General features: G+C 42.8%; 14 protein-coding genes and 2 tRNA genes. 4 read left to right on the top strand and 12 right to left on the bottom strand.

What is annotated here, in order from left to right; all coding sequences use genetic code 11:
* Positions 1–150 precede the first annotated feature (150 nt).
* A complete protein-coding gene (locus tag ACFSKO_RS17990; protein ID WP_380254205.1) occupies positions 151–474 on the bottom strand; it encodes a hypothetical protein in 324 nt (107 codons plus the stop codon).
* Complete coding sequence (locus ACFSKO_RS17985) at positions 461–1,522, bottom strand: phosphotransferase family protein (protein WP_380254203.1); 1,062 nt, start codon at positions 1,520–1,522, stop codon at positions 461–463. The genes ACFSKO_RS17990 and ACFSKO_RS17985 overlap by 14 nt, the downstream gene beginning before the upstream one ends.
* A gap of 122 nt (positions 1,523–1,644) precedes the next feature.
* Here ACFSKO_RS17985 and ACFSKO_RS17980 point away from each other — a divergent pair, with 122 nt between their 5' ends.
* Entirely contained in the window at positions 1,645–2,295 is a 651-nt protein-coding gene (locus ACFSKO_RS17980; RefSeq protein WP_380254201.1) for a DsbA family oxidoreductase, read from the top strand.
* 49 nt (positions 2,296–2,344) lie between these two features.
* On the opposite strand, the gene ACFSKO_RS17975 is transcribed toward ACFSKO_RS17980, so the two are convergent.
* The 5 genes from ACFSKO_RS17975 to ACFSKO_RS17955 form a co-directional block, all read right to left on the bottom strand.
* The gene (locus ACFSKO_RS17975) at positions 2,345–3,613 is read right to left on the bottom strand and encodes a TRAP transporter large permease (RefSeq protein WP_380254198.1); all 1,269 of its coding nucleotides are present in this window, start codon (positions 3,611–3,613) and stop codon (positions 2,345–2,347) included.
* 9 nt (positions 3,614–3,622) lie between these two features.
* A complete protein-coding gene (locus ACFSKO_RS17970) occupies positions 3,623–4,144 on the bottom strand; it encodes a TRAP transporter small permease (RefSeq protein ID WP_380254196.1) in 522 nt (173 codons plus the stop codon).
* A gap of 109 nt (positions 4,145–4,253) precedes the next feature.
* The gene (locus tag ACFSKO_RS17965; protein WP_380254194.1) at positions 4,254–5,243 is read right to left on the bottom strand and encodes a TRAP transporter substrate-binding protein; all 990 of its coding nucleotides are present in this window, start codon (positions 5,241–5,243) and stop codon (positions 4,254–4,256) included.
* A gap of 294 nt (positions 5,244–5,537) precedes the next feature.
* The gene (mfd, locus tag ACFSKO_RS17960) at positions 5,538–9,020 is read right to left on the bottom strand and encodes a transcription-repair coupling factor (RefSeq protein WP_380254192.1); all 3,483 of its coding nucleotides are present in this window, start codon (positions 9,018–9,020) and stop codon (positions 5,538–5,540) included.
* An 88-nt stretch (positions 9,021–9,108) separates the two neighbouring features.
* Positions 9,109–9,393, bottom strand: a complete 285-nt coding sequence (locus tag ACFSKO_RS17955) for an FAD assembly factor SdhE (protein WP_380254190.1) — start codon at positions 9,391–9,393, stop codon at positions 9,109–9,111.
* Between the two features lie 124 nt (positions 9,394–9,517).
* Between ACFSKO_RS17955 and recG the strand changes: the two genes are divergently transcribed.
* Complete coding sequence (gene recG, locus ACFSKO_RS17950) at positions 9,518–11,599, top strand: ATP-dependent DNA helicase RecG (protein ID WP_380254188.1); 2,082 nt, start codon at positions 9,518–9,520, stop codon at positions 11,597–11,599.
* A 3-nt stretch (positions 11,600–11,602) separates the two neighbouring features.
* On the opposite strand, the gene ACFSKO_RS17945 is transcribed toward recG, so the two are convergent.
* The 3 genes from ACFSKO_RS17945 to ACFSKO_RS17935 all read right to left on the bottom strand — a co-directional run bounded on the left by ACFSKO_RS17945 (position 11,603) and on the right by ACFSKO_RS17935 (position 13,443).
* Positions 11,603–13,030 carry a DUF502 domain-containing protein gene (locus ACFSKO_RS17945; protein WP_380254186.1) on the bottom strand — a complete coding sequence of 476 codons (1,428 nt, stop codon included), beginning with the start codon at positions 13,028–13,030 and terminating at the stop codon, positions 11,603–11,605.
* 158 nt (positions 13,031–13,188) lie between these two features.
* Positions 13,189–13,275 (bottom strand) — tRNA-Leu (locus tag ACFSKO_RS17940).
* Between the two features lie 80 nt (positions 13,276–13,355).
* Positions 13,356–13,443, bottom strand: a tRNA-Leu gene (locus ACFSKO_RS17935).
* A 547-nt stretch (positions 13,444–13,990) separates the two neighbouring features.
* Here ACFSKO_RS17935 and ACFSKO_RS17930 point away from each other — a divergent pair.
* Positions 13,991–14,344 carry a TraR/DksA family transcriptional regulator gene (locus ACFSKO_RS17930; RefSeq protein ID WP_380254184.1) on the top strand — a complete coding sequence of 118 codons (354 nt, stop codon included), beginning with the start codon at positions 13,991–13,993 and terminating at the stop codon, positions 14,342–14,344.
* 145 nt (positions 14,345–14,489) lie between these two features.
* On the opposite strand, the gene ACFSKO_RS17925 is transcribed toward ACFSKO_RS17930, so the two are convergent.
* Entirely contained in the window at positions 14,490–14,702 is a 213-nt protein-coding gene (locus ACFSKO_RS17925) for a DUF3126 family protein (RefSeq protein WP_380254182.1), read from the bottom strand.
* A gap of 141 nt (positions 14,703–14,843) precedes the next feature.
* Between ACFSKO_RS17925 and ACFSKO_RS17920 the strand changes: the two genes are divergently transcribed.
* Positions 14,844–15,053, top strand: coding sequence for a hypothetical protein (locus tag ACFSKO_RS17920; RefSeq protein WP_380254180.1), 210 nt, complete (start codon positions 14,844–14,846; stop codon positions 15,051–15,053).
* A gap of 74 nt (positions 15,054–15,127) precedes the next feature.
* Here ACFSKO_RS17920 and ACFSKO_RS17915 read toward each other — a convergent pair whose 3' ends face one another.
* Positions 15,128–16,144 carry a M23 family metallopeptidase gene (locus ACFSKO_RS17915; protein ID WP_380254178.1) on the bottom strand — a complete coding sequence of 339 codons (1,017 nt, stop codon included), beginning with the start codon at positions 16,142–16,144 and terminating at the stop codon, positions 15,128–15,130.
* Positions 16,145–16,149 lie beyond the last annotated feature (5 nt).

Here is a 16,149-nt window from a genome sequence, read left to right as displayed (position 1 = left end):
AAGAACACTTATGCCAGAACATATATACTTACGTCAAGAACAAAAAGAGAACATAAGGAAGGGTTGTTTTTTTGATTTCTAAATTATCTATAACAAACAACAAGGTAATATAAATTTTATCTTTGTATTTTTTTTCTAAACGTAATCTGATTAATCGAGCAATCCAACATAGCCCTTTAAACTTTCTGGGCTAATAATTTTCAGTTTTGAATGAGTTCTTCGAAAAAGCTTTTGATAAAGACAGTTATCTCCATCATATATACCTAGCCTAATATCTTTTGAAACTTCTTCGTCCATAAAGTCAGCATTGAAAACGTCTAATGCCTTATTGTTGGCTGAGTTAAGAGAATTAAAAATACGTGTAATGCGATTAATGGCTTTCTCTTCGTTTGAATGTAAAACAACATTTTTTAACAATTTATCTTCAGTAATCTTCTCCGCTTGCTTTAACAATTTCTCACTAAGAATACGCATCTTCGCCCTCCATTATATCGTCAATTTTATTTGGCCAATGACACGGCGCAGTCATTTCCAGCAACATCATTTCGATTTCAAAAGGTCTAACTAAGCCAGTTAAGCCAAGCTCTAAATCATTTTCACCGTCAACAAAGTTCCGATCACCTTGTTGAATAGCGATTACCAGCCAACGTAATAATGACATAACTTCCCAGAACAAAACTTGGTTGTGGTCGACGTCCTCCCCGGTAACCGAAGTATATCCTTTATAAAAACTTTCCCGGGTCGAAATCCCCCCTGCGGGGGTTACTTCATGGCCATATCTCCAACACCGCGCACAGAACCATCCGAGATCACTGTAGGGATCTCCCCACCCAGAAAACTCCCAGTCAAGCAGCCCAACAAGCCCGTCGCGTGTAACCAGATAATTAGCCGTCCTAAAATCCCCATGCACAAGAACTTCAGGCAAGACTGGTCGTGTTTCCTGCTGCACCAGACACCAACGCATGGCCCACTCTGCCACAGAGTTACATCCTTCTCTATCATCAAAGAAAACACGATAACGATCGATGAGATCTTCTACCGGAGAGTAAGCGGATTTTTTAAGAAACGACAATTCATCGGGAAGCAGACGATGCAATTGAGCGAGTTCTACACCTAGTTCAAAACCAAGTGCTTCGCCCATGCCAAAGGCCCTGATCTGCTCAAAATTTGTAGTGCCCGGCAAATACTCCATTAAAACGAAAGGTCGCCCCATAAGGGTCTGATCTTCGCACAATGCCAACGGCCTCGGCACCCTTACCCCCGCGCGCCAGACAAAGGATAAAATATCAAATTCATTCCTCTTGCTGTGACTGCCTGGCACACATGTTGCTGCATCAGCCCGAATAACAACGCAACCCTGTTCTCCAGAAGCGCACTTATAGTCCAGCCGCCAATTTTCTTGAATAGCACCTCCGGACATTGTGAACATGTTATTGATGACCAACCCTTGACGGCCAAGAGCTTGACCAACAAACTCAGCCAAAGCATCCAATTTAATATTGTCAGAAAGTACTTGTTCCACTGCATGGCCCTAAAAGCATATACAAATATGAGAATCATAACGCCTTTCTCATATCAAAGGCACAGGCAAATCCACAAACGAAATCTGATATCAAAACTTCTCTCTAAAGGCTTGTTACTCGCATGAAGAAAACATCTATCGAAATCGATATCTATTCCGACCCAATCTGTCCTTGGTGTTACATCGGCTTAAAGAGGTTTCAAAAAGCCCAGGCTCAACGCCCTCATTTTGACGTAAAGGCACGTTGGCTCACTTTTCAATTAAACCCGGATATGCCAGACGAAGGCATGGATCGCCAAGCCTATCTTGATAAAAAATTTGGTGGTCGCGCAAATGCCACGCAATTTTATAGCCAAATTGCGGCTGCGGGATTAACTGACGGGATTAATTTCAAATTTGAACAAATCAAAAAAACACCAAATACTGTAGAAGCGCATCGTCTTTCCTTATTGGCCAGAGAACAGAACAAACAGGACCAAGTCATGGAGCGTTTGTTTGAGAGCTATTTTCTAGAAGGAAAGAACATTGGTGAAAGGGATGTCCTGCTAACGATCGCGACTGAAACTGACCTAACCGGGGCAGAATCCTATTTAGATAGCGATCAAGGTCATGAAGACGTCCTTTTCACAGATCAAAACGCCCGGTCGCTTGGCTTAACCGGGGTGCCTTGTTTTATTGTCAACAGACAACACATTTTACCCGGAGCCCAGAGCCCCGATACCCTTGCCCAAATGCTTGATATAGGTTTCCAACAACAGAATGAAGAGAAATAGTTCTTCCGACAAAAGCATGCGGCATACACAATAAATTATGTCTCATATACTACATATACGGGAGATACATAGCCATTCCGGGAATAAACCAGAGCAAAACTGCTGTACTGAGCATAATCAGAACAAAAGGCCATACACCTTGAATAACTTCTGATAGTTTCGCCTTGCCCACGGCTTGAACCACAAAAAGGTTCATGCCAACGGGCGGCGTTATCAAGGCACACTCAATCATGATAACAAACATGATTCCAAACCAAATTGGATGTAACCCCATAGGGGCCAGAGATTCAATAAGAACGGGCATCATAATCAAGAGCATACTCAAAGACTCAAGAAACAACCCCATGACCAGCAAGACAATACAAATAATCAGTGTAAAGAGCCAAGGTTCGGCAAAAGCAGTAGCGACAAACGCTGTTATATCCTGAGGAATCTGATAAATCGTAATGGATTTTCCAAAAAGTGCGGCTGCCGCCACAATTAATAAGATGGTTACTGTTGTTTTCATTGCAGCCATGGCTGCTGTGTGAATATCACCAAAAGTGTTTTTACGCTTTGCGAGAACAATCGCCAGTGAGAGAACGAAACCGACACCTGCAGCTTCACTCGGTGTAAACAGCCCTCCATAGATGCCTCCGACAACCACAAAGGCGATAAATACAACTGGTAGGGCAGATATTGTAGCGGTTACTCTTTCTTCTCTAGTGGCTTTTTTTGAACGACTATAGTTTTTGTTAAACTTGGCAAACATGAAGCTATAAAAAATAAACATACTCGCAAGGAATAGCCCTGGGCCTATCCCGGCCAAAAACAATTTAGGGATAGATGCTTCAGTGATCACACCGTAAATGATCATAGGAATGGATGGTGGAATTAAAATACCAAGTGTTCCACCTGCTGCAACCAAGCCTAAGACAAAGAATTTTGGATAGCCCCTTTGTGTCATTTCAACAATAACGACAGTGCCAACAGTCGCAGCAGTTGCAACAGAAGATCCTGAAATAGCTGCAAAGAGAGCGCAGGTAATAACAGTCGCGACAGCCAGCCCTCCAGGCCAGTGACCAACCCAGGACTGAACAGCTCTAAATAAATCAGAACCAATGCCGCCAACCAATAAAATATGAGACATTAACAAAAACAGAGGAACAGCGAGAAGCTCAAAGCTATCAACCCCAGAAATCATAAACTGACTTACCATGATCATAGGTAAGCCTTTAAGCCACAGTAAAATAGCCCCAAGAGAAGCCATAGCAATCGCGACAGGTACTCTGAGAAGTAACAAACAGATGAGAGCGAATAGAATAAAAATCGTGTCCATAATCTCTTCCTATTCCACAAGATCTAATTCACTGGACACGACTTCCGACCCTGTGAATGTTTTATAAATTTCAGAAATACACTGGAGAAAAAGTAAACCAAGACCGATTGGTAAGGAGATTTGAATAATCCACATGGGAATTGCCAAGACACTATCCGTTGTCGCAGAGGTTTTAAGGGAATAACCGATGTCCTTAAAACTATTAATACTCGCAAGAATACAGAATAGAGCAGTAAGAGTAAGGGCAAATATATCCAAAACTTTACGTACAGTGACGCTGATATTATCGCCGATAATATCCACAATAATTAAACTTCTTTTTTGCAAAGCAAACGACACCCCCAGATAAACACACCATATTTGTGCAATTTGAGAGAATTCTTCTGTCCACTTTGTCGGCATGCCAAATTTGCGCATCACCACTTCATAAGTCACGAAAAAGCCGACAAAAACGAACATCCATGCTGTAATAATTCCAGAACAACGTGTCGTATTATCAATAGCTTTGGAGATTTCTTTAAGTAGTTTCATGAAAAATACCAGAATGAAGTGCGATGCTAATTATCTAACCGAATAAAGATTAAATCAGGAGTAAGTACCGATGTTACTCCTGATTTAATTCCATAAATTTAGATACTGATTATAACTTACCGGCTTCGGTAACGATCGCTTGTCCTCTGGCTCCTGCTCTTTCCACATAAGCCTTAACAACAGACGCTGTAGATTTTTTCCAAACAGCTCTTTGTTCGTCTGTCAGCTCGATAATTTTAATTTTATCAGCTAAGAATTCACGGGCAGCATTTTCTTTATTGATGATAGAAGTCCGTAATTCTTCTTCAACACGTTTTCCAGCTTTACTTATTATTGCACGCTCTGAATCCGATAGCGCTTTCCATACATCGTTGTTGATAACCACAATAAATTCAATGTCAGCGTGATTGGTCAAAGTCAGGTAATCCATAACCTCATAGAGCTTTCTGGATTGTACGGCCGTAATGCCTGTCATACCCGCATCAACTGTACCATTTTGATATGCAAGAAACTGTTTTGAGCCAGACATAATTGTTGGAGCAGCACCAATTGCTTCAATTGTATCAGAAATTGTTGCGCCAAAAGATCTGATCTTCAACCCCTTGGCATCTTCTGGAACAACAATTGGCTTATCACCTTTAGTTAAAACAACAGCACCACCAAATGCTTGGTACCATAAAGGCTTAGCACCAGTCTCTTCAATTGCTGGATCAAGAATTTTTCGAATTGAACTTCCCGGAGCAGCAGCAGCTTTAATTTTATCAGAGCTATCAAAAAGGAAAGGAACATAAAAGGCATCAACAGCAGGTACAGTTCCAACAAAACGCGTTAAAGATGCAACCCCCATTTCAATCGCACCAGATGCGACAGCCTGAGGAACGTCTTTATCTTTGAATAATTGAGCCGAGGGGAAGATTTCAATCTTCACTTCACCATTTGTCTCCCGCTCAACTTCCTCTTTAAAACTCGCAACATTTTGCCCAAGAGGATGTGTCAAAGGTAACTGTAACGTTAACCGCAACGTAGTTTCAGCCTGTGCAAATCCCGAAAAAGAAGACAGAGTTACACCAGCCAAAAGACCCAGAAGTAACTTTTTCATAAATTGAGCTCCCTGTATAAGCTTTATAATTCTTGATATCTGCAGATATTGATTGAGCGGTCTGCAGTCCGAAACTGATACGACTTGAATAAAGGAGAAATTAACTCAAATCAATTGATTTGATAATTACTCGCAAAATTGACTATTCATCCAAATCGTCAATAAACATATTGAAGCGATGGTACCACGGCACTTCAATAGAAATCGCAGGTAGAAAATTCATGAGTAATTTCTGCCTGCGACCAAGTAGCTAATAAACATTTTTCTATAGATCGTAACTAAACCAGCATCAATCTAGGTTGATTTAGCAATCTTCACCAACTCTTCCATCATAGATTTAACACCTTTTAGACGGCTTCCAGCATCATCCCATGCGCGTCTGTATACCAGTTTATGGTCTGGACGAATTTTCACGGTACCGACTTGCTCTTGAATAAACATAATCAGCGCTGATGGATTTTCGAAACTATCATTTCGGAAGGAGACTACGGCTCCTTTAGGGCCTGCATCAACTTTCTCTACGCCACTAGATTTGCAAAGCCCTTTGATCAACATGACCTGTAAAAGGTTTTCAACCTCTTCGGGTAAATCTCCAAAACGATCGATAAGTTCCGCAGCAAAGCCATCAATTTCGGTTCGACTTACAAGTGAAGATAAACGCCTGTAGAGTCCCAAGCGTACGTTTAGATCAGCCACATAACGATCAGGAATAAGAACAGAGGTTCCAATATTGATTTGTGGCGACCACGCCTGATCTTCTTCGCCTTCACCTTCATCATTTCTCAGTGTGGCGACCGCTTCTTCTAACATTTGCTGATAAAGCTCAACCCCGACCTCTTTTATATGCCCGGACTGTTCATCCCCAACCAGGTTCCCTGCCCCACGAATATCCATATCGTGACTTGCCAGATTAAACCCTGCGCCAAGATTATCCAACGTTTGCATGACCTCTAACCGTCGCTCCGCAGTTTTGCTCAACAGCTTGCCAACAGGCAGCGTGAGGTAACAATATCCTCGAATTTTTGAACGTCCGATACGACCCCGGATTTGATAAAGCTGCGCGAGACCAAACATATCCGCGCGGTGTACCAGCATTGTGTTCGCACTAGGAATATCCAAACCAGATTCAATAATACTGGTTGAAAGCAAGACATCGTACTGATGATCACAGAACGCCGTCATGACGTCTTCGAGTTCACTCGCTGGCAATTGACCATGAGCAATACAAATTTTTACTTCAGGAACCAGTTTTTTGAGGCGTTCGTGTAAATCTTTTAAATCAGACAGTCTTGGACAAACATAGAACGTTTGGCCCCCTCTAAAGTGTTCTCTCAAAATAGCTTCGCGAATAATGACGGGGTCAAAAGGCAGAACAAAAGTACGTACAGCCAGACGATCTACCGGAGGTGTCGCTATCAGGCTCATCTCCTTCACGCCAGACATTGCCATCTGTAAAGTCCGTGGAATAGGTGTTGCCGTTAAAGTCAGTACGTGAACATCAGAGCGAAGTTCTTTAAGGCGTTCTTTTTGCTTAACCCCAAAATGCTGCTCTTCATCAACAATAAGAAGACCAAGATCAGAGAACTTCATATTCTTTGAAAAAACAGCGTGGGTTCCGACAACGATCTCAACAGTACCCTCCGCAAGGCCTTTCTTGGTTTCAGTCTGTTCTTTAGCCGTAGCCAAACGAGATAACTGCCCAATACGAACAGGTAACCCCTTAAAGCGTTCCAGGAAGGTACGGTAGTGCTGTCGTGCCAACAGGGTCGTAGGAACAACAACAGCAACTTGCTTGCCACTCATCACAGCAATAAATGCCGCGCGCAGGGCAACTTCTGTTTTTCCAAAGCCAACATCGCCACAAACCAATCGGTCCATTGGTCGACCAGATCGTAAATCGCCAAACACATCTTCTATTGCATTCAGCTGATCTTCTGTTTCTGGGTAAGGAAACCGTGCGGCGAATTCATCATAAATTCCTTCAGGAACTTCGATGGTATCTGCCTTGCGCAACAGACGATTGGCTGCAATGCCGATAAGTTGGTGAGCAATCGCACGAATACGTTCTTTGACCCGCGCTTTTTTTGCCTGCCAGGCAACACCGCCCAAACGATCAAGTTCAGCACCACTATCTTCAGAACCATAACGCGAGAGGATTTCAATATTTTCAACAGGAACAAAAAGCTTATCGCCCCCATGATAAAGAACCTTAAGGCAATCGTGCGGTGCGCCGCCAACATCTACGGTTTCCAGCCCAATGTACTGGCCGATCCCGTGTTCCATATGAACGACAAAATCTTTATCTTGAAGAGACGAAACCTCTTTAAGGAAATTATCTGACTTTCGGCGTCGTTTTTGTGCCCGTGCCATGCGTTCGCCGAGAATGTCCTGCTCGGTAATAAACACAACTTTAGGCGTAACAACCCCTCTCTCCAGCCCGAGAGTTAAGAACTGGACCTGCTTGCGCATGGTCTTTTTAAGCGTCTTCCAGTCTCGCAGAACATCGGTATTGGTAATGTCATGCTCATGGAACATGGAAATCAAGCGATCGCGAGAGCCATCTGTATAGCCGGTTACAACGATCTTTTTCCCGTCGTTTTGTTGGAGACGAATATAATCTCGAACGTCATCTAAGACATTGACGTCTTCCCGGTTTCTTGATTCCGAGAAGTCTTTACCCAGCTTGCCTTCTGCTTCAATTAAGTTTTCGACATGGTCCGGCAGGGCAAAAGTAGAGAACTGCGTCGTACTACGGACAGAGAGAACACCATCCCAGTCATCTTTGGACAGAAACAACCGCTGCATAGGTACCGGTTTATAAACCCAGCCTCCTTCTGACGAGCTTTCCATGGACTTTCTGGCTTGAAAAAAATCGGTAATCGATTCTATGCGGGCGTCTCTCGCTTCTTCGGCTTGGCCATCAAGGGTGATCACAGCCTCTGGCAAATAATCAAAAATTGTCTCAAGCTCACCATAAAATAACGGAAGCCAATGCTCCATACCAGGATACTGACGCCCTTCAGATATGGCTTCATACAAAGGATCTTCCTTCGCAACAGCGCCAAAAGTTTCCCGGTAGCCTTTTCGAAAACTCTCAATTGTCTTTTCGTCAAGGATAGCTTCCCCAACTGGCTTCAACTCGAGAATTTCAGCTTCACCAGTGGTGCGTTGGGTCAGTGGATCAAAGCGTCTTAGCGTATCGAGTTCATCTCCAAAAAAATCGAGACGTAGCGGGCTTTCTTCTCCGGGAGGGAAAACATCAACAATCCCCCCACGAACAGCAAATTCACCAGATTCACTAACTGTATCTGCGCGAAGATAGCCGTTGGTTGAGAAAAACTTGAGCAGTTGCTCGGTTTTGATTTCCACTCCAGGGCTTGCAACCAGTGTTCTGTTTTTAAAGAGTTCTCTCGGAGGAACACGCTGGAGAGATGAAGATATAGTCGTTAGGATCAAACGACCGGTTTTGGGTGTCGGTGTTGCTAAAAGTTTGGCAAACGCGTCAATACGCGCGGCGAGAATATCTTTGTGAGGACTGACACGATCATATGGTAAACAATCCCAAGCTGGAATTTCGATGACTTCCAGATTAGGTGCAAAAAATTGAAGCAATTCTGCCAAAACAGCTAAACGATTATCATCAAGAGCAATATGTAATACTGGCCTTGGGGCAAGTTCAATGGCCAGTTCAGAGAGAAGCTGTGCATCATACCCTTCTGGAACAGATGAAATTTGATAACGGTCAGCGGCCTGGAGCCGTGTAGCAAGTGTTTTCACAATAATATTTCTTTGTATCTAACGGTCATATTTTTGGTGATATAATTTTACAGAACAATTAAGCAATCAGCCCTGCCAGATATATTATCTAACGTTTTTTTGGGGTATACTTAAAGCTCAAAAGGTCATCCAACACCTTGTTGTGCATATTCTCTGTTGGTGCTGAATTACCAATGATCCAGTCATAAAGCACGGGATCTGGAATTTCGAGAACACGCTCAAAGAGATTCAATTCTTCCATGTTCATTTGCCCCACATTTTGATCTGCAAAGCTTCCGATTATAAGATCAGCTTCTTGAGTGCCTCGATGCCAACTCCGGAACCGGAGTTGCTTTCGTCTATTATCCAAATCGCTGTTGGCTCCTGAACTCATAGAATCTCACCTGTAAAAGAATAATATTTGCTTGTTCGTTTCGCTTGCACAAAAAGGTATGATATAGGAAACATAACTAGAACATTTAATAAACATCCTCCTCATATTCTGCAAGTTAAAGCCCGTGCGCCCAGAAATTCTCTTTCCACTTTTTACACCGGTATCAACTCTTCAGGGTGTTGGACCTAGGTTAAGTTCGCTCTACGAAAAGCTTGCTGGCCCCCGTGTGCTTGATCTTTGTTGGCATCTACCTGTTGGGATGGTCGATCGACGTTACGCGCCAACCATTGAAGACGCTATCTCCGATCGAGTAGCGACCCTTAAGGTTACGGTATCAAGACATATTCCCTCCCCCAACCGCAGAAGCCCCTATAAGGTTATCTGTCACGATCACACTGGTGAAATTCTTCTTATTTTTTTCCACGCCCGTGGTGACTATCTGATGAAACTTCTCCCCCCGGGAGAAATTCGCATAATCAGTGGTAAGCTTGAACGTTTTGGTGACACTTTGCAGATGGCGCACCCCGATCACATGGTTCCCATTGAAGAAGAAGCCGACGTAAAAACTGTTGAGCCTGTATATCCGCTAAGTGCTGGCGTGACCCTGAAACCCTTAAGCAAAGCAATTAGAGCCTCACTTGCCCTTACACCGGCCATGCCAGAGTGGTTGGATGAAAGTTACAGAGCACAAGAATCCTGGCTAAGCTGGCGGGAATGTCTCGAAAAAGTACACACACCACTATCTGATGACGAGTTAACAGCATTTTCCCCTTTTAGAAAACGTCTCGCATACGATGAACTCCTCGCAAACCAACTCGCTATATCACTTGTGCGCGAACAACAAACTGCCGCAAAGGGTCGCATTATCAAAGGTGATGGCACTCTACGTGCACAAATGTCTGATATCCTGCCCTTTAAGCTAACCCGATCTCAAGACAAAGCCATACAAGACGTCATCAAGGATATGGAAAGTCCAAATAGGATGTTACGTTTGGTACAGGGGGACGTAGGCAGCGGTAAAACCGTAGTAGCTCTATTTCCAATGCTTTCAGCGATAGAAAGCGGATTCCAGGCTGCTATTATGGCCCCGACAGAGATCCTTGCCCGGCAACATTATAAAACCCTTAAACCTTTTGCTGAAAAACTTGGAATTTCCCTTGTTATTTTAACAGGAAGAGACAAAGGAAAAGCTAGAAAAGTCATTTTGGAAGCGATCGCCGATGGTTCGACTCAAATGATTATTGGCACCCATGCACTCTTTCAAGATGATATTGTATTTTCAGATCTTGCCCTCGCTGTGATTGATGAGCAACATCGCTTCGGCGTGCACCAACGACTCTCTCTTGCAAAAAAAGGCGCCGGTGTTGATATGCTGGTGATGACAGCAACTCCGATCCCGAGAACTCTGATGCTCACCGCCTATGGCGATATGGAGGTTTCGCGTTTAACGGAAAAGCCAGCAGGTAGACAACCCGTTGATACACGCACAGTGTCAGTCGAACGTTTGGCTGACGTTATAAATGGCGTTGCGCGGTCCTTGGAACAGGGAACCAAGGTATATTGGGTTTGTCCTCTGGTCGAAGAATCCGACAAATCAGACCTTGCCGCCGCAGAAGAACGTTATCGGGAATTAGCGGAACGTTTTGGTGATCGGGTTGGTCTTGTTCATGGACGCATGAAAGGGCCTGAAAAAGACGCTGTGATGGAGAAATTCTCCATGGGAAACGTTGATCTATTAATCGCGACAACTGTTATTGAGGTGGGTGTTGATGTCCCTCAAGCAACAATTATGGTGATCGAACACGCCGAGCGCTTTGGTTTGGCACAACTACATCAACTTAGAGGACGCATTGGTCGCGGCAGTGAGAAATCAACCTGTATTCTTTTGTACCAAGGTCCTCTTGGTGAAACCAGTAAAGCGCGCCTGACAATCATGAGAGACAGTGATGATGGATTTGTCATTGCAGAAGAAGATCTTCGCCTGCGAGGTGCAGGAGAGGTTCTCGGCACGCGTCAAAGTGGGCTCCCAGAATTCAAAGTCGCCGATCTGTCGTGTCATGGAGAACTTTTAGCTACTGCCCGCAAAGACGCGAAGCTGATAATGGACAAAGACCCTCTGCTTAAATCAGAAAGAGGGCAAGCCTTACGTGTACTGCTGTATCTCTTCGAACGAGACACAGCAGTTAAATACTTAAAATCAGGCTAGATTTTAAGAAGCCTCTTTTTGATCGATTTCAGAATTTTTAGGATCAGTATCTTCTGCCGATTCAAATGGCTTTTGCACTTCTATATCATCCTCGTGATCGATCCGATGATCTTCAGGCGTCACAATGCCCCCGGACACAACCATTTTAATCCCTTCTTCCACTGTCATGGATAAGGTTCTGGTTTCTCTTTTCGGTACAAAAAGTAAAAATCCTGATGTCGGATTTGGAGTTGTCGGCAGAAAGATGTTTATCGACTCGTCTTGCGATATATCTTTAATAAGTCGATTGGATTCACCGGTATAAAAACCAAGAGCCCATGATCCAGGGCGCGGATATTGAAACAAAACTACTTCGCTAAAAGCATTTGAATGCTTTTGGAAGATGGTTTCAATAATTTGCTTCACAGCACTATAAACAGTTCGGATAACCGGCATTTGATCGAGCAACCGTTCACTGATCCGTAAAAGTGTTTTTCCAACAATCCCAGCTGTTAGAAACCCAATAAGTGTCAGGCTTAAAAAGATAATAAACAACCCAATTCCTGGAATAGCAAAAGGAAGATAGCTCTCAGGGTTCCATTTCAACGGGATGTAGGGGCGCACCCAGTTATCAATCAGAATTATTATTTCCCAAGCAAGCCAGAAAGTAAGTCCAATAGGTGCTGTAACCAACATGCCAGCAAAGAAATAGTTTCGTAGACGCATCAGAAGGCTTGGCTTATGGCTCGCCTGCTCTTCTTCTACGGCCTTCTTCTCTTTTTCTTCCCGCGTTAGCCTCTTTATTTCAGAAGGAGACAAAATACCGGCCGAAATAACCAATTTTATCCCCTCTTCCACTGTCATATCCAGAGAGTGGACATCCTGTTCTGGAATAAAGAGTAGAAAGCCTGTTGTCGGATTTGGTGTTGCCGGAACAAATACATTGATCACGGTCTTATCGGTTACGCTCTGAACTTCGCCCTTGGTCCTCCCCGTAATAAAACCAACCGCCCAACACCCCTTGTGAGGGTATTCAACAAGAACAACCTCATTAAATGCTGACGAATTCTTGGATAGAACAGTTTCGAAAACTTGCTTGGTCCAGCTGTACACGCCGCGGACGACGGGTAATCGCTTCACAATACCTTCGCTGGTACGCATTAAAAGGCGCCCAATGTACCCTGCTGTTAGAAAACCAATTAATGTCAATCCAACAAGGATGACCACCAGCCCAAGTCCAGGTACTCCAAAAGGAAGGTAATGCTCCGGATTCCAGTTTGCAGGTATTAAAGGAGTTACCTGATTATCAACAAAAGTAACCGCCTTCCAAGCTAACCAAAGAGTAATGGTCACAGGTGCTGTAATCAAAACTCCCGCAAGAAGATAATTACTAAGCCGTTGGGCAAAAGATTGCTTCAGCTTCTTATTGGCCTTGCGACCCGTATCTTTCATGAATCAAGGTTCCGTCATAAACAACTGTTTAGGTGCCAATTGATAAATGGCATCTTATGCATTTAAAGATTGCTGTTTATGCTGTCGTTTTCAAGGGAAGAAATGTTTGAAAGATACCTAGAAATCAAAAACCAACAATCGGTATCGAAACTGTGGGATGGTGCGGCAAAGAGGACTTGAACCTCCACTCCCTTACGAGAACTAGCACCTGAAGCTAGCGCGTCTACCAATTCCGCCATTGCCGCATTTTAAGATGCACCCACAGGCTTTGCCTAGAAGATCTTAGCGGATCAATATCGGCATTATCAAAGCAACAATAAAAGTATGGTGCGGTCGAGAGGACTTGAACCTCCACGGGCTATTAGCCCATAACGACCTCAACGTTACGCGTCTACCAATTCCGCCACGACCGCATCGTTGTTGCTTGAGGGGATTTATACTGATCCAATCAGAAAGGGCAATCGAAAAATTTCAGAAAAATGAATTTAAATGAAATTACCTGTGGATAAATCTTAAAAGCAGCAACTGAAGGTACTTTTTAGCATAATTAGGCTGTTGGAACTCAATTTTTAATCACTTTAAACGCATAATTATCGTTTATTCGATTCTCTAACAAATATAATTTTGCTTTAAAGAATCTATAGTTAAGAACTTATTACTCAAGAAACAGGCTTTCTCAACAAGCTTTATCCAGCAAGTCTCTCGTAGAGCTATAATATATGTAAAATTAAGTATGAATACGTTTTGATCAAGAACACAAAAACATCACAACAATTTTTAAAACCCTTTGATATGGTCTTTTCAAGCACCTCGAATTAAGACGTAGGCCATGCCGTGGCTTGTTCACGGTAACCCCCATTTGGCCGTCCCCCTGTCTTCTTTCGAGGTGTTTTCTATTTCTTACTAATCATTGTCATATATTTGCTATAATAGCTTTTCACAAAGAAAGGCAAAATGGGCATGGCCGATGAAAAAATCCAATTTAACCGAGAGAAATTTGCACAAAACTTAAAGAAACGAAAAGCTGAGATCGGTGATCTTCGTCTTTCAAGTGCTGAATCTCGTAATGTCGTTGAGCTTGACCAAACAAAAATGGGTAGGCTCTCACGAATGGATGCCCTCCAGTCTCAAGCCATGTCTTTAGAATCGGAAAGAAGGCGGCAGCTTGAGCTCGAAAAAATAGAAATGACACTGAACAGACTTCAGAGTGGTAATTTTGGATATTGCCTAAAATGTGATGAAGAAATTCAGGTTAAGCGTTTGGAACTCGACCCAACGGTAACACTTTGTATTGATTGCGCCTCAAACAAGTAAAGGCACAGCTGAAATAAACTGAAGAGATAAATAAACGTCGAGGTAAAATCAAAGATTTGACCCCGACAGTTCATGCCTGTACAGCTTATTTAAATTGGTAATTTGTTAAATGTACCAAAGCTTAGGCAATAATTTACTTGGTAAATTATTTAGGTAGATCGTCTGCTAGGATCGCCATGTTAAATGAGTAAGAAAGCTCATCATCTTCATCGTCCCGATACAGAACACCAATAAACTCTCCGCCAAGAGTAACTTCAATCGAATCTTCTTTTTTGGTTTTAAGGTCCAAGCCAATTGATTCATTACCAAAGGTTTGGCGAAGATATTTTTCTACACTGGTGATTTCGTTATTATCCACGCTTACGCTCTCCGACATTAAATATAAAGGAACTGATTAACGGATCGAACTCAGAACTTAAAGTATTTTCTCTTTAAGTTCTCAAAAACATCCCTATATATGTTAACACTTACTTAATAGAGATGTGAGAAAGTCTTTAGTATGAATGTAAATGCAACATCTTTCCAGAGCACCGTTCGTTTTTCAGAACCAGCTGCTGCAATTGATACCTCGCTTGAAGGCGGCGTTCATAAAAATTCGCAGGCTGAGTTCGCAACCAAACGTCCCGTTGAAAACTCTGAATCTGCAGCAGAGCCACGTAAGTTTAATGCGAGCCAAGATCGTGGACAAAATCTTGACATTGAAGTCTAAGAAGTCTAAGAAGTCTAACGCGCTTCATTTAACTATTATTAAAAAAATTACATATATATAAACTTGCTCTATATTTAAGGGTAAGTGACATCTGTATTGTCTGAAAACACTATTTGCCATTTCCCTTCGACAATACGCTCTAATAGCACCGCTCCCTTATACTTTCCAGACAACCACCCTTCCTCAGGCCGATTGATTCCGTAATATTTAAAATACGACGCTTGATTATTTTTTACAACTTTCTGGCTTTTAGATATTTTCCCTGCAGGATCCACATATATTAAAGTGATCCGATCTGCGATCTTCACCCCAAAAACCTCTACCCAGTAAATAAGAAGTTTAGCATCTTGGCGTAACGCTATTCTTTTTCTTTCATCAGAAAATGGTAATTGTTTTTGATGTGGTATTTCTGATGAAAACCCGGATTCAACAATTCCAGTCTCAATATATTTTAGTTTATCTTGGGCAAGAGCATTCCAAAAACTATTCGATGTTCTGTATAGGCACCCCTCGGCTAAAGCCCCCATAAAGGGATCATAAGAATTATAACCATGCATAATCTCGAAATGCAGGTGAGTAAACTCACTTTTACCACTAAGTCCGACAACACCTAATGCGTCACCAACTTGAACAGCATCACCAACCTTTACAGTGATCGATCTTTTACGTAGATGCTCATAAAGCGTTTGCCACCCCCCTTTATGCTGAACAACGACACTATTCCCCTCTTCAGTTCTTGGTGTTAGCTTGCCTTCTTCTCTGATATAAGCGCCATCTTCTTGTCCTTCTTTAACACGCAAGACAGTTCCATCAGCAGCGGCTAGAACCTTTACTCCTTGACTGAATAATGGATAGTTTAAAACTCTAAAGTCGGTCCCCTTGTGTCTTTCATAACTCAGAGTTCCGCATCTAAAATCACGTACTCCAGGACCTGGCCGGACATCCATATAGTTCTGAACAACACAATCATTAGGGAAATCACATCGTAAAGGAATGGAGAATTCAGGAATATCAAGCTCATCGGCTTGTGCAAATGCTATGCTTAGAATTAACGCTCCGACAAAACAGAGCGCATGAAATATTCCGTACATAATCA

Source organism: Kiloniella antarctica, from assembly GCF_042682825.1.
Classification (GTDB): domain Bacteria; phylum Pseudomonadota; class Alphaproteobacteria; order Kiloniellales; family Kiloniellaceae; genus Kiloniella; species Kiloniella antarctica.
This window is presented reverse-complemented; position numbering and strand designations above follow the sequence as displayed.